Below are 18,694 nucleotides of genomic sequence, written 5' to 3' on the forward strand. Positions count from 1 at the left end.
CGAGCGCCGCCGCATCCGGCGAGCGCCGGACGGGAACAGGTCAGACCGTGGACGCGTGCACGTAGGCGTCGATCGCCTGTCCTGCCGTCCGGAACCAGGGCCTGGCGTCGTCGTAGCCGGACCAGCCGTCCGTCAGCACGGCCACCACGTACTCCCTCCCGTTCAGCCGGACGAGCCCGGCGTCGTGGGAGACCTGGATCAGCAGGCCGGTCTTGTGCGCGAACTCCACGTCCGGGGACAGCCCCGTGGACAGGGCGTAGTCCAGCTGCTGGGCCGCGAGGAAGCCGAGCAGCAGGGTGGTCGACGGCTCGGAGAGCAGCTCACCCGTCCGCAGCCGGTCGAGGAAGTCGGCGACGTCGTCCGGCGTGGTGGTCATGGCCACGGTCCCCGCCTCCCCGGTGTCGGGGTCGTAGGTCGTGGACTCGAAGCCCTGCCACTGCGCGAACGCCTGGACCTCGTGCCACCCGAGCCACCGCCCGAGGGCCGCGCCGGAGACGTTGTCCGACCAGGTGATCATCCGCTCCACGGCCTCCCGGACGGTGAAGGTCGTGCCCGGCACCGTGTCCGTCAGGGCGATCACACCCCGGTCGACCCGGTCGAGGACCGCGTGGGCCAGGAAGAGCTTGTACAGGCTGGCGCTGGTGAAGGAGCGGTCCGGGTTGCGGGTCACCACCTCCGTACCGGCCGGGTCGAGGAGCACGAGCCCCAGCTCCCCCGGCACCTGGGCGGCGAGGACCTGGAGATCGGCCTGGAGGCGGGTGGCCGCCGGATCGGTGGCCTCGACGGCGGAGGCCGGCGCTGCGGTGGCCGCGCCGGAACCACCCAGTGCGAGGAGCAGCGCCAGGAGAGCCCCTGTGAGGCGCCCCCGGCGGGCAGGCCACGGGTTGCGGCGCGCGAGTGATCGAGTTCCTGGGTGCATGGTGCGTCTCCGTTCCCCCACGGACGAGGCGCGGCCGGGGCGGTCCCGGCGGCAGGGCCATTCTGTTCCCCACGGTGATCCTCCGCCACCCTTTGCGGGGATCGTCCGTTCGGCACCGTGGATCCGGCGCTCCGGACCGCGGCACCGACAGGGGCCGCGGAACCTGGAACTCGGGCGGCGACGTCAGCGGCGCAGCTGCACGCTCATCCGGGGCATCAGGACCTGGACCAGCGGTCCGATGGCCAGCGCGTAGAGCACCGTGGCCAGGCCCACCGTGCCGCCGAGCAGCCACCCGGCGAGCACCACGGTCACCTCGATCGAGGTGCGCACGATCAGCACCGATCCTCCGGTGCGCCGCACCAGGCCGGTCATCAGTCCGTCCCGCGGGCCGGGCCCCAGGTGCACGCCGATGTAGGCGGCGGTCGCCACGGCGTTGAGGAGCACGCCGGCGAGCACGAACAACACCCGCAGCGGCAGCGACTCGACCGGGGGCAGCACCGCCAGAGTCGCGTCGAGCACCAGCCCCACCACCACCGCGTTGCTGACGGTGCCGATGCCGGGCCGTTCGCGCAGCGGGATCCACAGCAGGAGCAGCAGCAGGCTCACGGCGATGACGACCGTGCCCATGCTCACCCCGAGCTGCCGGGAGAGCCCCTGGTGGAGCACGTCCCACGGGATGACGCCGAGCTCCGCCCGCACGAACAGCGCCATGGTGATGCCGTAGAGCACCAGGCCGGCGTAGAGCTGCACGAGCCGCCGGGGCAGCCGGCGCGAGCCCGGACGGTCGATCGAGCGGGTCAGGCCCCGCGGACGCCAGTACATGCGGACCATCCTCGCACCGGCGCGGAGGACCTGGCGCACCGAACCAGGTCCGCCGGCAGGAGCGCCGCTCCACGGCCTCACGAGCGACAGTGTCCAGTCATGCTTCTCGACCAGTGGGCCATATTCTTAGACCAAAGGTCTTGTTATTTGAGGCTGATGCTGGCTCAATGGCTGGTGTGACCAAGTACCACATGATCCGCGACCACCTGTTGGACCGTCTCGACTCCATGGCGGCCGGCGAACAGCTGCCGACCGAACGCGACCTGGCCCAGGAGCTGGGGGTGTCGCGGATGACGTTGCGCCGGGCCACGGACGAACTGGTGGCCGGCGGACTGGTGCGCCGGCGACCGGGGGCCGGTGTCTTCGCGGTCGGCCCCAAGCTCGACACGGCACTGGCCGCGACCTCGTTCACACAGGACATGCTGTCCCGGGGGCTGCGCCCGGGAAGCCGGATGCTGGCCTTCGAGCGCCGCGCGGCGGGGGCTCGGATCGGCCGACGCCTGGAGGTCTCGCCGTCGGCCGACGTCGTACACGCCACCCGATTGCGGCTGGCCGACGAGGAGCCGATGTCCATCGAGACGCTGTACGTCCCGGAGTCGGTCGTACCCGGCCTGACGGTCGACGATCTCGAGGACGCCTCCTACTACGAACTGCTGAGGCTGCGGTACGGCGTAGTCATCGCGCGCGGGGTGCAGACCATCCAGCCCACGGTGACCGACGAGGAGGAGTCACGAGAACTGGGTGTTCCGCTCCACTCACCGGCGCTGCTGTTCGAGCGGACCTCGTGGGCGGCGGACGGCACGGTGGTGGAGTTCGTGCGGTCGATCTACCGCGGCGACCGGTACCAGATCCGCACCGAGCTCACGGTGCCTCGGACCGCTGCGCCCGTGCAGGAGACCACCGGATGAGCACCGTGCTGGTCTTCGATGCCGGGAAGACCGGCTGCCGGATGGGCCTGTGGGTCGACGGCGACCGGGTCGGGCACGGCGAGGCCCCCGGAGCGTCAGGAATCGCCGACCCGGGCGGCGTCGACCAGGCGCTGTCGCGGATGGCACAGGCCACCGATGCATCAGGCAGCTCGCACCCCTGCCCTGGACGCCCGGTGGACACGGTGGTGGCCGGCCTGGCAGGACTCCTGAGCGCCGCCGAGCACGCGCCCCTGTTGCGAGCCGGGCTCGCCGCGCGGTATCCCGGCGCGGAGGTCATCGTGACGAGCGACGCCATCACCTCGCACGCGGGCGCACTCTCGGGGCAGGCGGGGGTGGTCCTCGCCGCGGGCACCGGCGTCAGCGTCCTGGCCGTGACCGCCGACGGCACGTACAGCCTCGTCGACGGATGGGGTTACCTGCTCGGGGACGCCGGCAGCGGCTACGCCATCGGACGCGCCGGGCTGGACGAGGTGCTGCGACAGGCCGACGGCCGGGGCGGCAGCCCTGTCCTGCTCGACCGCGCAGTCGCCCGATGGGGCGATCCGCGCCGCGTGCCCCGTACGGTGCACGCCTCGGAAAACCCCGCGCGCGTGGTCGCATCGTTCGCCCGCGACGTGTTCGCCGCGGCCCGGTCCGGGGATGACGCGTCTCAGAAGATCTGCGACGAGGCGGCCCGCGAGCTCGCGCTGTCGGTGGCCGCAGCCGTCCGCAGCGCGCACCTGGACCTTCCGGTGCAGCTCGCCACGACGGGTGGGCTCCTGAACGCCGGACCGGTGCTGACCGACCCCCTCGATCGGCACCTGGACCAGATGCTGCCCGGGATCAGCCGCCGGCCGGCCGACGGCGATGCCCTCAGCGGTGGCTATCTGATCGCCGCTGACCCCGACCTGCCGCACCGCCGGATGCTTTCCTGCGGGCACGACGAAGGAGACGTGAGATGACACCCACGCCACGGCCCCGAGAAGACCTGGCCGCCTTGGACACCGAGACGTCCCGACCCGGGGTGCGACTGGAGGAGCTCGGGACGGCTGACCTGGTGGCCGCCCAGCTCGCCAACGACCGCATCGTCTCGGAGGCGGTCGAGGCCGCCGCCGAACAGATCACCGCCGCCCTGACAGTCATCGTGTCGAGGCTGCGTGCGGGTGGACGGCTGGTCTACCAGGGCGCGGGAACCCCTGGCCGGCTCGCGGTCCTGGACGCCGCGGAGTGCCTGCCGACCTTCGGGGTCGGCCCCGATGTCGTCCGCGCGCTCATCGCCGGTGGGCACGACGCCCTCACCCGGGCGGCCGAGGGCGCCGAGGACGACCGTGACGCCGGCGCCCGCGACGTCCGGGCGGCCCGCGTCGGCCCGGACGACGTGGTGGTCGGGATCAGCGCCTCGGGCCGGACGCCCTATGTGCTGGGCGGGATGGAGGCCGCCCGTGCCGCGGGCGCGTTCACCGTGGGCCTCACGAACAACGCCCGCACGGCTCTCGCGGAGGCCGTGGACCAGCCGATCGAAACGCTGACCGGCCCGGAGTTCGTGACCGGCTCCACCCGGCTCAAGGCCGGCACGGCGCAGAAGCGGGTGCTGAACATGCTCTCGACCATCACGATGATCGAGCTGGGCAAGGTGCACGGCACCCTGATGGTCGACGTCGTGGCCACCAACGAGAAGCTGCGGGAGCGGGCCCGCCGCATCGTCGTCGAGGCAACCGGCGCGTCGTCCGAGGCAGCGGACCGGGCCCTGGCCGAGGCGTCCGGGCACGCGAAGACGGCGATCGCCGCCCTGCTGCTCCAGGTGCCCGCCGCAGAGGCCGCGGCGCGCCTGGAGGCGGCCCGCGGGCACCTGGGCCACGTGGTGGGTGAGCAGTCATGATCGTGACCGGGCTGATGACCGGGACCTCCGCCGACGCCCTGGACGTCGCACTGGTGGACTTCTCCGTGATCCGCGGGGAGGACGGGGACGAGCTGGTCATGGACCTGCTCGACCACGGCGAGGTCCCCTTTCCCTCCGACCTCGGCCGCGACCTGCTGCGCCTGCTCGAGCCGGGCTCCGTGCCCCTGAGCCTGGTGGCCGACGTCGACAGCCGGCTCGGCGTCCTCAGCGCCGACGCCGTGCAGGGGATCCTCGACGCCAACCGGGTCGACTGCGACCTGGTCGTCTCCCACGGCCAGACCGTCCAGCACCTCCTGTCCGACGGGGTGGTGCGGGGGACCCTGCAGGTCGGGCAGCCGGCCTGGATCGCGGAGCGCACCGGGTGCCCGGTGCTCTCCGACGTGCGCGCCCGTGACGTCGCCGCCGGCGGCCAGGGAGCCCCACTGGCCAGCATGCTCGACTCCCTGCTGTTCGCGGACGCCTCGGAAGCCACCGCGGCGGTGAACCTCGGCGGGATCGCCAACATCACGGTCCTGTCTCCCGGTTCGCCCCCGGTGGCCTACGACACCGGCCCGGCCAACGCACTGATCGACGTCATGGCCCGGCGCATCACCGGGGACCCGCACGGCATCGACCGCGACGGGGCCCTGGCCGGACGGGGACGCGTCGTCGAGCCGCTCCTCGAGGACCTGCTCGCGGAGCCCTACTACCGGCAGCCCGCACCCAAGTCCACCGGGAAGGAGCTCTTCCACGCCGGGCACCTCGACCGCGCCCTGGCGAGCCGTCCCGGCCTCGACCCGCACGACGTCATCGCCACAGTGACGCGACTGACCGCGCTCACGGTGGCCGCGGAGTGCCACCGGCACGGCGTCACCCGTGCCGTGGTCTCGGGCGGAGGCACCCACAACCCGGCGCTCATGACCGAGCTGCGGCGAGCGCTGGGGGACGGCGTCGTCCTGGAGCCGATCGACAGCACGGGCCTGCCCGGGGACGCCAAGGAAGCCGCCCTGATGGCGCTGCTCGGCTGGCTCACCTGGCACGGTCTGCCCGCCACCGTGGCCAGCTGCACGGGCGCGTCCCGTGCCACACCTGCCGGTCGCCTCACCCCGGGGAGACGGCCGCTGATCCTGCCGGAACCGCGGCCCCGCCTGCCCCGCCGACTCCGGGTGACCGCTCGGCCCGAGCCCTCCACATCAGTCGAAGGAGACCTGTGATGCTGCACGTACTGGACCTGGCCGTCATCGCCCTCTATCTGGTCGCGACCGCCGCCCTGGGACTCAAGCTCAGCGGCAAGCAGAAAGGCCTGAGCGACTACTTCCTGGGCGGGCGCAACCTGCCCTGGTGGGCCGTCTGCCTCTCCATCGTCGCCACCGAGACCAGTGCGCTGACCGTGGTCGGCATCCCGGTGATGAGCTACCTGGGCAACGTGTCGTTCCTCCAGGTCGCCCTCGGCTACCTGCTCGGCCGGATCCTGGTGGCGTACCTGATGCTGCCGCGCTACTACGACGGGGAGATGGTCACCGCCTACGCCTACCTGGGCAAACGATTCGGCCGCAGCACCCAGACCACCGCCGGCATCACGTTCCTGTTCACCCGTCTCCTGGCGGACGGGATCCGGGTGCTGGCCGCCGCGATCCCGCTCAAGCTGATCTTCGACGGCATCGGCCTCGAGACCAGCTACTTCACGATCATCGTGGTCCTGTCGGTGGTGACGATCGCCTACACGTTCATCGGCGGGATCCGCGCCGTCGTCTGGGTCGACGTGGTCCAGATGCTGCTGTACGTGTTCGGCGGCCTGCTCACCATCGCCGTGATCACCAGCGGCATGGGGCTCACCTGGCTCCGTGACGCGGCCGGCGCCGACAAGCTCCAGATGTTCGTCCTCTCCGGCAACCCCTTCACCGACGCCTCCACCTTCATCCCGTCGGTCATCGGGGCGCCATCTTCTCGATGGCTCGCACGGCGCCGACCAGATCATCGTGCAGCGGTTGCTGGCCTGCCGCAGCAAGGCGGAGGCCCAGAAGGCGATCATCGTCTCCGGGGTGGTGGTCTTCTTCCAGTTCGCCGTCTTCCTGGCGGTCGGCCTGGCGCTGTGGGGCTTCTTCAACCAGCAGTCGCCCGAGCAGCTGGGCCTGACCCGCAACGACGAGGTGTTCCCGAGGTTCATCGTGGAGGGCCTTCCGGCCGGGGTCTCTGGCCTGCTCCTGGCCGCCATCCTCGCCGCCGCCATGAGCACCCTGTCGTCCTCGCTCAGCGCGCTGTCGTCCTCCACCGTCACCGACGTCTACGCCCAGCTCAAGAAGACCCCGCTCACCGACCGTGAGGGACTCCGGGTCGGCCGCTGGGCCACCGTCGGCTGGGGCCTGGCCTTCATCGCTCCCGCGGCGTTCTTCAAGGACGACTCGGGCAGCATCGTGGTCCTGGCGCTCGGGATCGCCGGCATCACCTACGGGGCTCTGCTCGGTTCGTTCGTGCTCGGCCTGGTCAACAAGCGGGCCCGTGCCCTGGACGCCAACGTGGCCTTCGTCTGCGCGGCGGCGACGACCATGACCCTGTTCGTGCTGGAGAAGTGGGTGCTCGCCGTGGACGGTGTCCCGCACGTCCTGCTCGCCTGGCAGTGGTACCCGCTGGCGGGCGTGATCGTCTGCCTGGTCGTCGGCGGACTCCTGTCGCTGCGCCACGGACGTGAGGCCGCGTCGAACCCCCAGGCGGAGACCAGCACCGTGGGAACCCGGGACTGACCCGGGCGCGTCCGTCGAAGCAGCATGTGAGGGGAAACGTTATGGAAGTCGTCATCGTGTCGGACGCCGCCGCGGTCGGAGAAGTGTCCGCCGACGCCATCAGTGCGCTCGTGCAGAGGAAGCCGGACGCGGTACTGGGCCTGGCCACCGGGTCCAGCCCGTCGGAGCTGTACCGGGAACTGGCCCGGCGGGTCGCCACCGATGAACTCTCCCTCGCGCAGTGCCGCGGGTTCCTGCTGGACGAGTACGTCGGCCTCCCGGCGGACCATCCGCAGCGATACCGCACCGTGATCGAGACCGAGGTGGTCACGCCGACCGATCTGCGCAGCGAGCGGGTGCAGGGGCCGGACGGCCTCGCCGCGGACCTGCCCGGGGCGTGCGCCGACTACGAACGGTCCATCCAGGACGCCGGCGGCATCGACCTGCAGATCCTCGGGGTCGGTTCGGACGGCCACATCGCCTTCAACGAACCCGGATCCTCCCTCGGTGCGCGCACCCGGATCAAGACCCTCACGGATCAGACCCGGCGCGACAACGCCCGGTACTTCGGCGACGACATCGGCTCCGTGCCACACCACTGCCTCACCCAGGGCATCGGCACGATCCTGCAGGCACGCCACCTCGTGCTGCTGGCCAGCGGACGTGCCAAGGCCGAAGCCCTCCACCAGGTGGTGGAGGGACCGGTCACGGCCATGTGGCCGGGCAGTGCCCTGCAACTGCACCCCCACGTCACGGCGATCGTGGACGAGGCCGCGGCCTCCCGGCTGCAGCTCTCCGCCTACTACCGCGACGCCTACCGCAACAAGCCCGCCTGGCAGGGCCTGTGACACGGGCCGGGAGCAGCAACGGCACCGCGGTCCTGTCCGCGGACCGTGTACTGGACGACCACGGCGTCCTGCGGCCCGGCTGGATCTCGTTCGCGTCCGGGCGGATCACGGGCACAGGCGCCGGCACTCCGCCGAACCGTGCCCAGCACCTGGACGGCCTCACCCTGGTGCCGGGCTTCGTCGACGTGCACCAGCACGGTGGAGGCGGCGCGGCCTACACCGACGGGCCGGACGCCGCGGTGACCGCGCTGCGCACCCACCGCCGGCACGGGACCACCACCTCCGTGGCCAGCCTGGTCACTGACACGGTCGAGGCGCTCGAGCAGCAGGTGGTGTCCCTGGCCGGGCTGGTCCAGGAGGACGAGCTGGCCGGCATCCACCTGGAGGGACCGTGGTTGTCGGAGCTCCACTGCGGCGCCCACGACACCACGCTGCTGCGGGACCCGGTGTGGGCCGAGGTCGAACGCGTCCTCGACGCGGGACGGGGCGCCGTGCGGATGGTCACCCTGGCCACGGAGCGGCCCGGGGCCCTGGACACCGTCCGTGAGCTGACCCGCCGCGGAGTGGTGGCCGCCGCGGGCCACAGCGATGCGACGTACGCCCAGGCGTCCGAGGCCATCCGCAGCGGCGTCAGCGTGGCCACCCATCTGTTCAACGCCGAGCGGGCCGTCCACCATCGCGAACCCGGGCTCGCCCTGGCCCTGCTGCGGTCGGAGCGGGTCGTGGTCGAGCTGATCGCGGACGGCGTGCACGTGCACCCGGCCGTGCTGCGGACGGCGATGGAGCAGGCAGCCGGCCGGTTCGTCCTGGTCACCGACGCGATGGCGGCCGCGGGCGCACCCGACGGGGCGTACCGATTGGGTCCGCTGCAGGTACAGGTCCGCGACGGCCGCGCGACGCTGGCCGGCAAGGACACCATCGCCGGCAGCACCCTGACCCTGGACCGGGCCGTGCGGTACGCCGTCCACGAGGTCGGCATCCCCCTCGAGGAGGCGCTCACGGCGGTGACTGCAGCACCGGCCCGCCTGCTCGGACGAAACGACCTCGGCAGCCTGGTCCCGGGGGCCCGTGCCGACCTGGTGGCCCTCGATGACGACCTTCAGGTGCGTGCCGTCTGGCGGCGCGGCCATCGGTGCGACGAGCAGTCGTGACGTCGACGCCCCCGCTCGGTTCACACCTCGTCGAGCCGCCGGTACCGGGACGGAGTGGTGCCCGTGGTGGCGCGGAAGTGCCGGTTGATGTTGGACAGGTTGGTGAAGCCCACCCGGTAGCAGATGTCCGAGACCGGCAGGTCGGTGCCGCGCAGCAGCCGGCAGGCCTCGGTGAGCCGCATCCGGGTGCCCGTGCGGTTGAAGCCCACACCGGTGCCTTGGCGAACAGCCTCGAGAACGCGTTGGGGTGGGAGATCCAGTTGTGGGGCAGGCGGGAGCCCATGATGCTGAGGTGGCCGGGGCCGAAGGGCCCGGCCCAGTCGCCGGCCATGACCGTCCCGGAGGACTCCCGGATCAGGTGCACCTCCACCTCGGGGTGGTAGTGCCAGCGAGCCAGCGGGTGGGGCCAGTCGTGCTCGTGCCACCGCACGGAGCTCGACGGGTCCGGGATCACCAGCTCCCGGACCGGGGAGGTGGGGTCCTCCGTCGTCGTGCTCCGTGCGGCGGCAGCCACGGTCAGGCTCCGGCCACCCGGATCTGGATCTTCGTGTCGGTGGGCCGCCCCTCGGCGCCGCGCTCGAAGGCGGCCACGGACTCCTCGAACGGATACGTGGCACTGATCAGGGCGCCCAGGTCCACCGCCGGGGACGCGGCGAGCTCGATGGCCCGCTGGTAGGAGTTGGCGTAGCGGAACACGGTCTCGATCCGCAGCTCCCGGGCCTGGGCGGCGGCGACGTCCAGCGGCACCGGGTCCACCGGGATGCCGATCAGCACCACGGTCCCGCCCGGTGCGGGGATCTCCCACAGGTCGCCGAACGCGTGCGGGCTGCCGCTGGCCTCGAAGACCACGTCCGCGCCCCAGCCGTCGGTGGCCTCGCGCACCACCTCGCGGAGGTCCTGGCGGGAGACGTCCACGGCGTGGATGGTCGGGTACGCCTCGATCTTGGCGAACTTCTCCGGGGCCACGTCCGAGATGTACACCCGGGACGCCCCGCTCGCGGCGGCCGCGATCGCGGTGAGCACCCCGATGGTGCCGGCGCCCACCACCACCGCGACGTCGCCCGGCGCCAGGCCGGCCTTGGTCACCGCGTGCACCGCCACGGCGAAGGGCTCGATCAGGGCGCCCTCCTCCAGCGAGAGCTGCTCGGGCAGCCGGTAGGTGAAGTCGGCGGGGTGGATGATCTCGGGCTGCAGGCAGCCGTCCACCGGGGGCGTGGCCCAGAACTGCACGTCCGGGTCCACGTTGTACATGCCCAGCCGCGCGGCCCGCGAGCGCGGGTTGGGGATGCCCGGCTCCATGCAGACCCGATCGCCCACGGCCAGGTGGTGAACACCCTCCCCCACCTCCAGCACCGTGCCGGAGGCTTCATGCCCGAGGACCATCGGGGCCTCGACGACGTAGGGCCCGATCCGGCCGTGCGTGAAGTAGTGGATGTCGCTGCCGCAGATGCCCACGGTGTGCACGCCGATGCGCACCTCACCGGGGCCCACGGGGCGCAGCCCGGGGACGGGCCGGACCTGGATCTCGTGCTGGCGTTCGAGGACGACGGCGTCCATGGGTCTCTCCTGGGTGTTCGAGGTCTTCGGGGCTGTGGTCGCAGCGCTCGTGCTGGTGAGCGTCGTGGGGTTCATGGTCTCAGGTCTCCTCAGGCGGCGACGGCAAGACGCTCGCGGCGCGGCAGCATCCGGCCGGTCGCGGTGGTGATGCCGGGCTGGGGCGGGTGGATGAAGAAGGTGGTGACGGTGCCGAGGAGCATCAGGCCGGCGAAGACCCAGCACACGCCCACCGGTCCGAGAACCGGCAGCAGCAGGGTGGCGATGCCCGGGCCGAGGAACGTGGTCAGCCCGGAGGCGAGGTTGTGCGCGGAGATCGCCGCCCCGCGGTGCTCGGGGGCCAGGGCCGGGAAGATCGCGCCCATCGGGACGAACGCGGTGACGGACAGGGCGAAGAGCACGGCGGCCCCGACCATCGCCGGGAAGCTGGGGCCGAACCACACCGGCACGTAGGCGAAGGCGAGGACCGCGAGGGCCATGCCGCCGAAGCCGAACCAGCGCATCTGGCGCATCCAGCCGTAGCGGTCGCCGAGCCGGCCCCAGACGATGTTGGCGCCGATGGTGATGGTGTTCATGATGGCCCAGAGCATCATCCACTCGGGCAGCGTGAACCAGGACGCGCCGCCGATCTCGCCGGTGGTCAGGTACAACGGCATCATCATGGGGAACGCATAGAGCGTGAGGTTGCACAGCACCCGGATGACCACGGACAGGGCGATCTGCCGGTTCTCCACCAGGATGGTCACCCCGCGCAGCAGTTCGCGGGTGCGCTCCGCACCGTGCAGCTTCTGGGAGAGGTCCGCCTCCGGCGGGGCGCCGGGGACCAGGAAGGCGCACATCAGGGTGCCGGCCGCCACGAAGGGCAGGGACGCCCACAGGGTGGCGTACTCGCCGATGACCGGGACCAGCAGGCTGGGCACGTAGGCGCCCATCACGCCGATGCCCAGGGAGAAGGACGCCCAGAACCAGCCCATGGCCGAGGCCAGGCGGCTGGGGTGCACCGACTGCGCGATGAGCACCACGAAGGAGTACATGAACAGCGGGTAGGCGACCCCGCGCAGGCTGTAGATGAGGATGGTGCCGAGCACGCTCTGCAGGCCCACGGTGAGGAACAGGACGTGCAGGACCATCCAGAGGACGCCGCCGAGGACCATGAGGCGCTTGGCGCCCACGACCTCGGCGAGCACGCCGGTGGTCCACGCCGAAACGGCGACCACCAGGCCGTAGACGGTGAAGACGAGGCCGGCCTGGGTGGGCGTGAAGCCGTTCTCGACGAGGAAGCGGGACAGGAACGTGAGCTCAAGACCATCACCGGTCATGAAGACGGCGAGGGCGAGATAGCCGAAGAGCAGGCGGCGGGGCATGCCGAACATGCGGGCACTCCTTCGTGGACACCAGGTGGAAGGCACCTGGCGAGCAGAAGAGCGGGCAGCCGGTGCGCGATGTCCTCAACGCTACGGAGGTGTGACGCGGGCCACTAGCCGACTAATCCGGCGCGGGCTGATACTTCTGCGCAACTCGCGAGGCGGACCCTCTCGATACAAGGTGCAGTCGCGGACGCTGCGCAGAGTTATGTGCCCCTCCTGCAACGAGGACGCACGGCATTCCATACCCCCTCGCCGCGGGATATCGATCCGGTGCCACACACCTCAGCAACACGACTTATGTGATCCCCCGGAAACCACAAGCGCACAAAGCATGCATTATCCGCATTAATGGTTGGTGCCCGAGAAAGTCTGCTAGACCCTTAAGCGGCTTCAAGAAAGCGATGGTAAGCCTTTTCTAGAAGGGCACTTGAGGGACGCTCTTTGCGCCGTTGTGGAAGGATGAGAAGCCGCTCTCCGTGACGCTCCTGCAAGCCATGACGCAACATGGGTCCGTCGACTTCAGTTAGCAGATCCGTTCGGATTTCCACAACATAGTCCGGACGGATACCCATGAATTTCCTGTCATAGGCGGAGTGATGAATCTTGCACAAAGATAGCCCGTTGGTCACAGCGGCGATGCCGTCCTCATGAGCGTCTGGCAAGATATGAGCGGCATCTAGTAGCTCCACATGATGCAGAGCGCAGACTGCGCAGTGCTCGTCGTAGGCGCGCATGACCATCGAGCGAAACACCGGCTGATGAAGTCGCTGACGTGCCATGCGAGCGGCATAACGCTTCTCTACCACGCTAAGAGATGGACCTTCGGAGAAGATTGGCCCGTCCTCAAAAAGCCGTTGTGCGTCGTCGATGGCCACGACAAATTGGTGCTGGTCCGCCTCTTCCGCCACAAGGAACACCGGAAATATTGGTTGGTAGACGCCTTCCGCGATGCCGTAGAACCAAATGAGTGGCAGGCCCGCTTCCATAGCCGCCCGCAGTGCCCGATTGTCTGGGATGTCCGGCCCACCGTCTCGCCACTTGTAGCGAATGAGGCCGTCGTCTCCCACGGCATCCTCGTAGGGGCGCTCTTTACCGGGTTTCGTGAACTTCGTCGTAAACGAGAGAGCGGCGCCAAAGGTCGCCGGCTTCCATATTCCCTTATAGCGATTCCGAAGCGGTGTTCGCGCTCCTTCGTACTCAAATTCCTCAATGTCCAGGAAATACATCGGCTCGGCGCCATCATTGGTTCGCATGGCTAACCACTCCATGGCCGCATGACGGAACTGCATCTCATCTTCAAACGTCATGCGCGGGGAGGCAGCCATAAACGGAGTCTAAGGTGCCGGTTCCTTCCCTGCACTGAAGGACTCGCACATCGTCATGCATGAGGCATGCTGCCCGCAGAGAATCGCACTCCGGCGCTCGCTTCATGCGTCCGGGAACTCGATCACCTGCCGCACCGCCCGCCCCGCGTCCAGCTCGTCCATCGCCTCGTTGATCTGGTCCAGCGTGATGTGCGAGGTGATCAGCTTCTCCAGGGGCAGCGCGCCGTCGCGCCACATCTGCTCGTACTTGGGGATGTCCACGGCCGGCACGGCGGAGCCGAGGTAGCTGCCGATGATCTGGCGGGCCTCGGCGGTGATCTTCAGCGGCTCAATCTGGGACATCGCCCCGGGCGCCGGCAGACCCACGGTGACGGTCACCCCGCCCACGGCGGTGGCGTTGAACGCGGTCTCGAAGGCTCGGGGGTGCCCGGCGGCCTCGATGACCACGCGGGGCTTGTCCTCGAGCGCCACGAGCTCGTCCGGGGTGAGCGCCTCGTCGGCGCCGAACTCCATCGCCAGCTCCAGCTTCTCGGCCAGCGCGTCCACGGCGATCACCCGGCGGCAGCCCACGGCCTTGGCGACCAGCACCGCGGCGAGTCCCACGCCGCCGAGACCGACCACGGCCACGGCGTCGTCGGGAGTGGCCTGCGCCGCGTTGAGGACGGCCCCTCCCCCGGTGAGCACCGCGCAGCCCATGACGGCCGCGATGGGGGCCGGGACGTCCTCGCCCACGGGCACCACGGAGCGGCGGTCCACCACGGCGTGGGTGGCGAACCCGGAGACCCCCAGGTGGTGGTAGACGTTGCCGCGGGCCTGGGAGGTGAGGTGCTGGGAGCCCTCGATCAGGGTGCCGGAGGCGTTGGCCTTCGACCCGACCGTGCACGGCAGCAGCCCCTCGGTCTTGCACGCGGCGCACTCGCCGCAGCGCGGCAGGAACGCCATCACCACGTGCTGGCCTTTCGTGAGGTCGGTGACCTCGGCGCCCACGTGCTCGACGACGCCGGCCGCCTCGTGCCCCAGCAGCATCGGCAGGGGCCGCGGCCGGTTGCCGTTGACCACGGAGAGGTCGGAGTGGCACACCCCGGCGGCGGTGATCCGCACGAGCAGCTCGGTGGGCCCGGGCTCGCCGAGCTCGAGCTCCTCGACGCGCAGCGGCTGCGACTCCGCGTACGGGGCCGAGGCCTCCATGGTCTCCAGGACGGCTCCACGAATCTTCACGACGACCTCCGGTCTCGGTGCTGGGCTGTGACGCCGTTCACCGTATCGCCCGGTCCGGGAGTTATCGAGGACGTGCGCCGGACCGTCCCGCCGCGGGGTCGGCCCGTCCCGGCCCGTGCGGAGGAATCGGCAGTATGCGTAGTATCGGGGTGCGGCACTGCAGGAGAACCCCCGTCGCCGCCGGGACCCCCGACCTGAGAAGGAAGACCCCATGATCGGCTTCATCGTTGCCGGACTCGTCATCGGCGCCCTCGCCCGGCTCATCAAACCCGGCAGGCAGAACCTCAGCCTGATCGCCACGCTGCTGCTGGGCCTGGCCGGCTCGGTGATCGGCGGCGTCATCGCCAGCGCGCTGGGCACCGGCGACATCTTCGAGCTCAACGTCCTGGGCTTCATCGTGGCCGTGATCGCCGCGGTCCTGCTGATCGGCGTGGCCGAGAGCCTGTCCGGGCGCAACAAGGCAGCACGCAACAGGGCCGTGCGCTGACCGCTCAGCCGAGCAGCGCGGGCAGGAGCAGTCCGACCACCGTGAGCACGGCGCCGGTCCAGAACAGCCACCGCGTCATGCGGTACGGGGCCGTGAGCGCCCACCGGCGCGGATCGCGGACGCGGTAGTAGACCGTCACCTCGGCCCCCGGGGCGGGAACGGGCGCCGGCGGGTCCGGCCACGGCTCCTCGTGGATCTCGTAGCGGGTGGTGTGCCAGCGCAGGCAGGACTCCCCGTCCGTGAGCACGTGCAGGGCCTCGGTCCGGTGCCAGCCGAGGTAGAGGCACCGGATGAGCAGGGCCGCCACCACCAGCGCCACACCGGTGTTGGTGGCGGCGGCACTGAGCACTTCGAGCAGGGCCGCTCCACGGAGTCCGGTCACGGATCCGAGCCTATCGACCGGCCGTCCGGGTCACCGTGGGACGCCCCCGAACTCCCAGGCATCTCCCGGCCGGTGCGCCGGACCGCGGCCTCAGGCGGTCGGCGGCGGGGCGGCCCGGTGGGCCAGTCCGCGCCGGCGGGCGAGGACGATCAGGACCGCGGCGATGGCCGAGATGACCAGCATCGGCACCAGCATGAACGGGCCGCCGGCGCCGGCCGAGCGGTCCAGCCCCTCGCTCATCTGGCCCGCGGCAGTGGCCACCAGGAAGAGCATGACGTTGTTCGCCGCGTGCACCAGCGAGGCGGCTTCGAGCCCGCCGGTGGCCTGGCTCAGCAGCGACATCGCGATCCCGAAGACCAGGTAGTAGACGATCAGCCACACGTCGGTGGCGAAGTGCGCGATCGAGAACAGCACCGCGCTCACGCCGGTGCCGACCACCAGGGACGGGAGGGTCCCGGAGACCCATGACCCGGCTGAGCGCTGGATCACGCCGCGGAAGATGTACTCCTCGGACGCCGCCTGCAGCGGCGTGGTCAGCAGGACGACCGCGAGGAAGGCCCATGCGGTCGCGTCCAGGGAGAGCGGCCCGGGCGCCTCGACGAGCGCCACGAGCCCCACGTAGGCCACGAACAGCGGAACGATCACCAGGGCGGCCCACCCGCACCAGCCCCAGCGGAAGCGGCCCAGCACCGAGTGCAGGGTGCCGACGGGCTGCCGGTGCAGGTACCGGTGCAGGAGCAGGGCGACGACGGCCGAGAGGACCAGCGTGAGATTGCTGGCCAGCAGCAGCACCGGCGTCATGGTGATCCGCCCGCTCGCGAGGTCGTCCATCGTGGTGGAGCCCAGGACGAGGTCGATCCCCATGGCGCCGAAGGTCAGCACGATCGAGAACAGCAGCACCGCGGCACAGAGGACGAGGATGCTGGTGAATCCCTTCCACCAGCGGTTGCGGGGCGTGCGGTAGAACTCCGCGTAGGTGACCGGCGCCGTCGCCGGGAAACCCGGCTGCGGGGCCGGGCCACCGGGGTGGCCCGGATACGGGGCTGCCGGCCACCCCGCGGGCGGACCGGGAGGCCGGACGCCGGCGGGCGCGGGCGCAGGAGGGGCGTCGGGCTGCCAGGGGGCCGGTCGCCGCGGAGGCTGCGAGGTCATGACGTCAGCGTAGTTCTCGGCACCGACCCCGAGGTTCCGTGGCCATGGGCCGGGCCGGTGTCGCGGACAGTCAGGAGGGATCGGCCGAGAGAGTGCCACCCTCGGCCGGGGACGGCAGGTAGTGCTCCAGCGGGGAGAACTCCGGCTGCGAGGAGGCGTCGCCGACGGCGTGGGCGCCCACCGCGTTGGCGGCACGCAGGGCCGTTCCGTGGTCGAGCCCGGCGGCGAGGGCCAGCACCAGCGCGGCGCAGAAGGCGTCACCGGCGCCGACCGTGCTGACCACGGCGACCTCCTGGGCGGGGGCGGCGGCGACCTGCCGCCCGTGCGCGTAGAGGGCCGAGCCCTGGGCGCCGTAGGTCACCGCGACGAGCTTCGCGTCGGCCAGCTCGGGGAGGCGGGCGTACTCCGTCTCGTTCACGATGACGAGGTCACACCGCTCCACCAGCTCGGCCGGGAGGGACCGGGCCGGGGCGGCGTTGAGAGCGAAGAAGCCCGGGGTCCGCCGGGCGGTCTCGCACACGGTGTCGAGCGCGATCTCCAGCTGGCAGAGCACGACGTCCTCCGGCGCGAAGACCACGTCCTCGATCGACACCTCGGCGTTGGCCCCGGCGCAGACGGTGATCTGGTTCTCCCCGTGGTGGTCCACGGTGATGAGGGCGGTGCCGGTCGGCGCCGCCACGCGGCGGACGCCGGTGGTGTCGACGCCGGCTGCCGCCAGGCGGCGGAGGAGGAGCCCGCCGTCCGGGTCGTCGCCGACGGCGCCGATCATCCGGGCGCGGCCGGCCAGCCGTGCGGCGGCGACGGCTTGGTTGGCGCCCTTGCCGCCCGGCTGCCGCTGCAGGTCCGCGCCGATGACGGTCTCCCCGGGCGCGGGCAGCCGCTCGCACACGGCCGTGAGGTCGAGATTGATGCTGCCCACCACGGTGAGCGCAGCCCCCACGGACTCCGCCGGTACGGCCGGGCCGAGCCGGCGGAGGGTGTGCAGGAGATGCGGGGCGAAGTCCTCGGCCAGCTCGAGCACCACGCGGCACCGGGCTCCGGCGGGTGCGGGATAGCCGGCGAACCGCCCGCGCAGATCGCAGATCGTCTGGCCGCGCCCGGGACCGTCGGTCGTGTCGACCTGCACCGTCACCTTCGGCGCGAGGGCCGGTTCCACGGTGCCGGCCGCCAGCGCCGCGGCCAGGGGGTCGTGCAAGGCGGACAGTGGGCGGCCGAAGACCCCGGTGTAGAACTCGGCGTAGCGCTCGAGCATCGCCGCCAGCGGGGGCAGCGCCGGATGGTCGATCGCGGCGAGCTGCTGCCGCTGGTCCTCGTCCAGGCGGTGCTCCATGGTGACGTCCAGCGGCACGAGAGTCACGTCCCACGGAGCGGCGAGCACCTCGGCGGCCGCCTCGGGGTCGTGCGAGATGTTGGCCTCGGCGACCGGCGTCCGGTTGCCGGGAACCAGGGCGGCGCCGCCCATGACGGTGACGCCGGCGACCAGCCGGGCAGGGCGGGGTCCCGCCGCAGGGCGCGGGCGAGATTGGTCAGCGGGCCGGTGGCCAGCACGTGCAGCTCGCCCGGGTGCTCGTGGGCCAGCCGGAGCAGCATCGCGTCCGCCGTCTCGGCCACCGGTTCGGCGGACGCCCGCGGCAGGTCCACGTCCCCGGTGCCGTTGGTGCCGTGCACGGCCGGGGTGCCTCCGCCGAACCGGCTGCCGAGCGGGTCCCGCGCGCCGACCGCGACCGGGATGTCGGAGCGGTCCAGCAGGGCCAGCAGGTCCACGGTGCTGCGCGCGGCGGTGGCGGCGTCGGTGTTGCCGCTGACGGTGCCGACGCCCCGCAGGTCGACCGAGGGGGTGGCCACCAGGTAGGCCAGCGCGAGGGCGTCGTCGATGCCGGTGTCGCAGTCCAGATAGAGGAGCCGGGCAGCCGGATCGGTCATCGCTCGCGTCCTTCGGGTCGGTCGAGGACAGGGGCCCTC

General features: G+C 71.3%; 18 protein-coding genes and 2 pseudogenes. 9 read left to right on the forward strand and 11 right to left on the reverse strand.

Annotation, left to right across the window (positions count from 1 at the left end; translation table 11 throughout):
* Nucleotides 1-40 precede the first annotated feature (40 nt).
* Together BJF77_RS02215 and BJF77_RS02220 are read right to left on the reverse strand one after the other, a co-directional pair.
* Nucleotides 41-919: a serine hydrolase gene (locus BJF77_RS02215; RefSeq protein ID WP_075871147.1), complete on the reverse strand. Its 879-nt coding sequence runs from the start codon at nt 917-919 to the stop codon at nt 41-43.
* A 183-nt stretch (nt 920-1,102) separates the two neighbouring features.
* Entirely contained in the window at nt 1,103-1,741 is a 639-nt protein-coding gene (locus BJF77_RS02220; RefSeq protein ID WP_255396094.1) for a YitT family protein, read from the reverse strand.
* A 167-nt stretch (nt 1,742-1,908) separates the two neighbouring features.
* On the opposite strand from BJF77_RS02220, the gene BJF77_RS02225 reads away from it, so the two are divergent.
* The 8 genes and pseudogenes from BJF77_RS02225 (at nt 1,909) to nagA (ending at nt 9,247) form a co-directional block, all read left to right on the forward strand.
* Complete coding sequence (locus BJF77_RS02225) at nt 1,909-2,649, forward strand: GntR family transcriptional regulator (RefSeq protein WP_255396095.1); 741 nt, start codon at nt 1,909-1,911, stop codon at nt 2,647-2,649.
* Entirely contained in the window at nt 2,646-3,611 is a 966-nt protein-coding gene (locus tag BJF77_RS02230; protein ID WP_075871149.1) for an N-acetylglucosamine kinase, read from the forward strand. The genes BJF77_RS02225 and BJF77_RS02230 overlap by 4 nt, the downstream gene beginning before the upstream one ends.
* Nucleotides 3,608-4,528 (forward strand): N-acetylmuramic acid 6-phosphate etherase, encoded by a 921-nt coding sequence (gene murQ, locus BJF77_RS02235; RefSeq protein ID WP_075871150.1) that lies wholly within the window; start codon nt 3,608-3,610, stop codon nt 4,526-4,528. The genes BJF77_RS02230 and murQ overlap by 4 nt, the downstream gene beginning before the upstream one ends.
* Nucleotides 4,525-5,742 (forward strand): anhydro-N-acetylmuramic acid kinase, encoded by a 1,218-nt coding sequence (locus BJF77_RS02240; protein ID WP_075871151.1) that lies wholly within the window; start codon nt 4,525-4,527, stop codon nt 5,740-5,742. The genes murQ and BJF77_RS02240 overlap by 4 nt, the downstream gene beginning before the upstream one ends.
* Nucleotides 5,742-6,284: pseudogene (locus BJF77_RS21315) on the forward strand (sodium:solute symporter); the annotation flags it as partial. The gene BJF77_RS02240 and the pseudogene BJF77_RS21315, both read left to right, overlap by 1 nt.
* 223 nt (nt 6,285-6,507) lie before the next feature.
* Nucleotides 6,508-7,269: a hypothetical protein gene (locus BJF77_RS21320; protein ID WP_255396096.1), complete on the forward strand. Its 762-nt coding sequence runs from the start codon at nt 6,508-6,510 to the stop codon at nt 7,267-7,269.
* Nucleotides 7,270-7,310: 41 nt separating this feature from the next.
* Nucleotides 7,311-8,096, forward strand: a complete 786-nt coding sequence (gene nagB, locus BJF77_RS02250) for a glucosamine-6-phosphate deaminase (RefSeq protein WP_075871152.1) — start codon at nt 7,311-7,313, stop codon at nt 8,094-8,096.
* Nucleotides 8,093-9,247, forward strand: coding sequence for an N-acetylglucosamine-6-phosphate deacetylase (nagA, locus tag BJF77_RS02255; RefSeq protein WP_075871153.1), 1,155 nt, complete (start codon nt 8,093-8,095; stop codon nt 9,245-9,247). Before nagB ends, nagA begins: the two co-directional genes overlap by 4 nt.
* A gap of 20 nt (nt 9,248-9,267) precedes the next feature.
* Here the strand turns inward: nagA and BJF77_RS02260 are convergent, their stop codons facing one another.
* From BJF77_RS02260 to BJF77_RS02280, 5 genes are all read right to left on the reverse strand, one after another.
* The gene (locus BJF77_RS02260) at nt 9,268-9,864 is read right to left on the reverse strand and encodes a helix-turn-helix domain-containing protein (RefSeq protein WP_369821346.1); all 597 of its coding nucleotides are present in this window, start codon (nt 9,862-9,864) and stop codon (nt 9,268-9,270) included.
* Complete coding sequence (locus BJF77_RS02265; RefSeq protein ID WP_139318394.1) at nt 9,764-10,879, reverse strand: NAD(P)-dependent alcohol dehydrogenase; 1,116 nt, start codon at nt 10,877-10,879, stop codon at nt 9,764-9,766. Before BJF77_RS02265 ends, BJF77_RS02260 begins: the two co-directional genes overlap by 101 nt.
* A 14-nt stretch (nt 10,880-10,893) precedes the next feature.
* Complete coding sequence (locus BJF77_RS02270; protein WP_075871156.1) at nt 10,894-12,174, reverse strand: MFS transporter; 1,281 nt, start codon at nt 12,172-12,174, stop codon at nt 10,894-10,896.
* Nucleotides 12,175-12,548: 374 nt separating this feature from the next.
* Nucleotides 12,549-13,493 (reverse strand): HNH endonuclease, encoded by a 945-nt coding sequence (locus BJF77_RS02275; protein WP_255396097.1) that lies wholly within the window; start codon nt 13,491-13,493, stop codon nt 12,549-12,551.
* A 102-nt stretch (nt 13,494-13,595) separates the two neighbouring features.
* Nucleotides 13,596-14,711 (reverse strand): alcohol dehydrogenase catalytic domain-containing protein, encoded by a 1,116-nt coding sequence (locus BJF77_RS02280; RefSeq protein ID WP_187347242.1) that lies wholly within the window; start codon nt 14,709-14,711, stop codon nt 13,596-13,598.
* 211 nt (nt 14,712-14,922) lie between these two features.
* On the opposite strand from BJF77_RS02280, the gene BJF77_RS02285 reads away from it, so the two are divergent.
* Nucleotides 14,923-15,198, forward strand: coding sequence for a GlsB/YeaQ/YmgE family stress response membrane protein (locus BJF77_RS02285; protein WP_075871158.1), 276 nt, complete (start codon nt 14,923-14,925; stop codon nt 15,196-15,198).
* A gap of 4 nt (nt 15,199-15,202) precedes the next feature.
* On the opposite strand, the gene BJF77_RS02290 is transcribed toward BJF77_RS02285, so the two are convergent.
* The 4 genes and pseudogenes from BJF77_RS02290 to BJF77_RS19865 form a co-directional block, all read right to left on the reverse strand.
* Nucleotides 15,203-15,580 (reverse strand): hypothetical protein, encoded by a 378-nt coding sequence (locus tag BJF77_RS02290; RefSeq protein WP_139318395.1) that lies wholly within the window; start codon nt 15,578-15,580, stop codon nt 15,203-15,205.
* 90 nt (nt 15,581-15,670) lie between these two features.
* Nucleotides 15,671-16,732 (reverse strand): CPBP family intramembrane glutamic endopeptidase, encoded by a 1,062-nt coding sequence (locus tag BJF77_RS02295; protein WP_075871160.1) that lies wholly within the window; start codon nt 16,730-16,732, stop codon nt 15,671-15,673.
* A 70-nt stretch (nt 16,733-16,802) separates the two neighbouring features.
* On the reverse strand, nt 16,803-17,672 hold the full coding sequence (locus tag BJF77_RS19860; protein WP_139318398.1) for a ribokinase: 870 nt from the start codon (nt 17,670-17,672) through the stop codon (nt 16,803-16,805).
* A 129-nt stretch (nt 17,673-17,801) separates the two neighbouring features.
* Nucleotides 17,802-18,655, reverse strand: a pseudogene (locus tag BJF77_RS19865) (nucleoside hydrolase); the annotation flags it as partial.
* Nucleotides 18,656-18,694: the final 39 nt, after the last annotated feature.

The organism is Kocuria sp. CNJ-770 (assembly GCF_001942375.1).
Lineage (GTDB): Bacteria > Actinomycetota > Actinomycetes > Actinomycetales > Micrococcaceae > Kocuria > Kocuria oceani.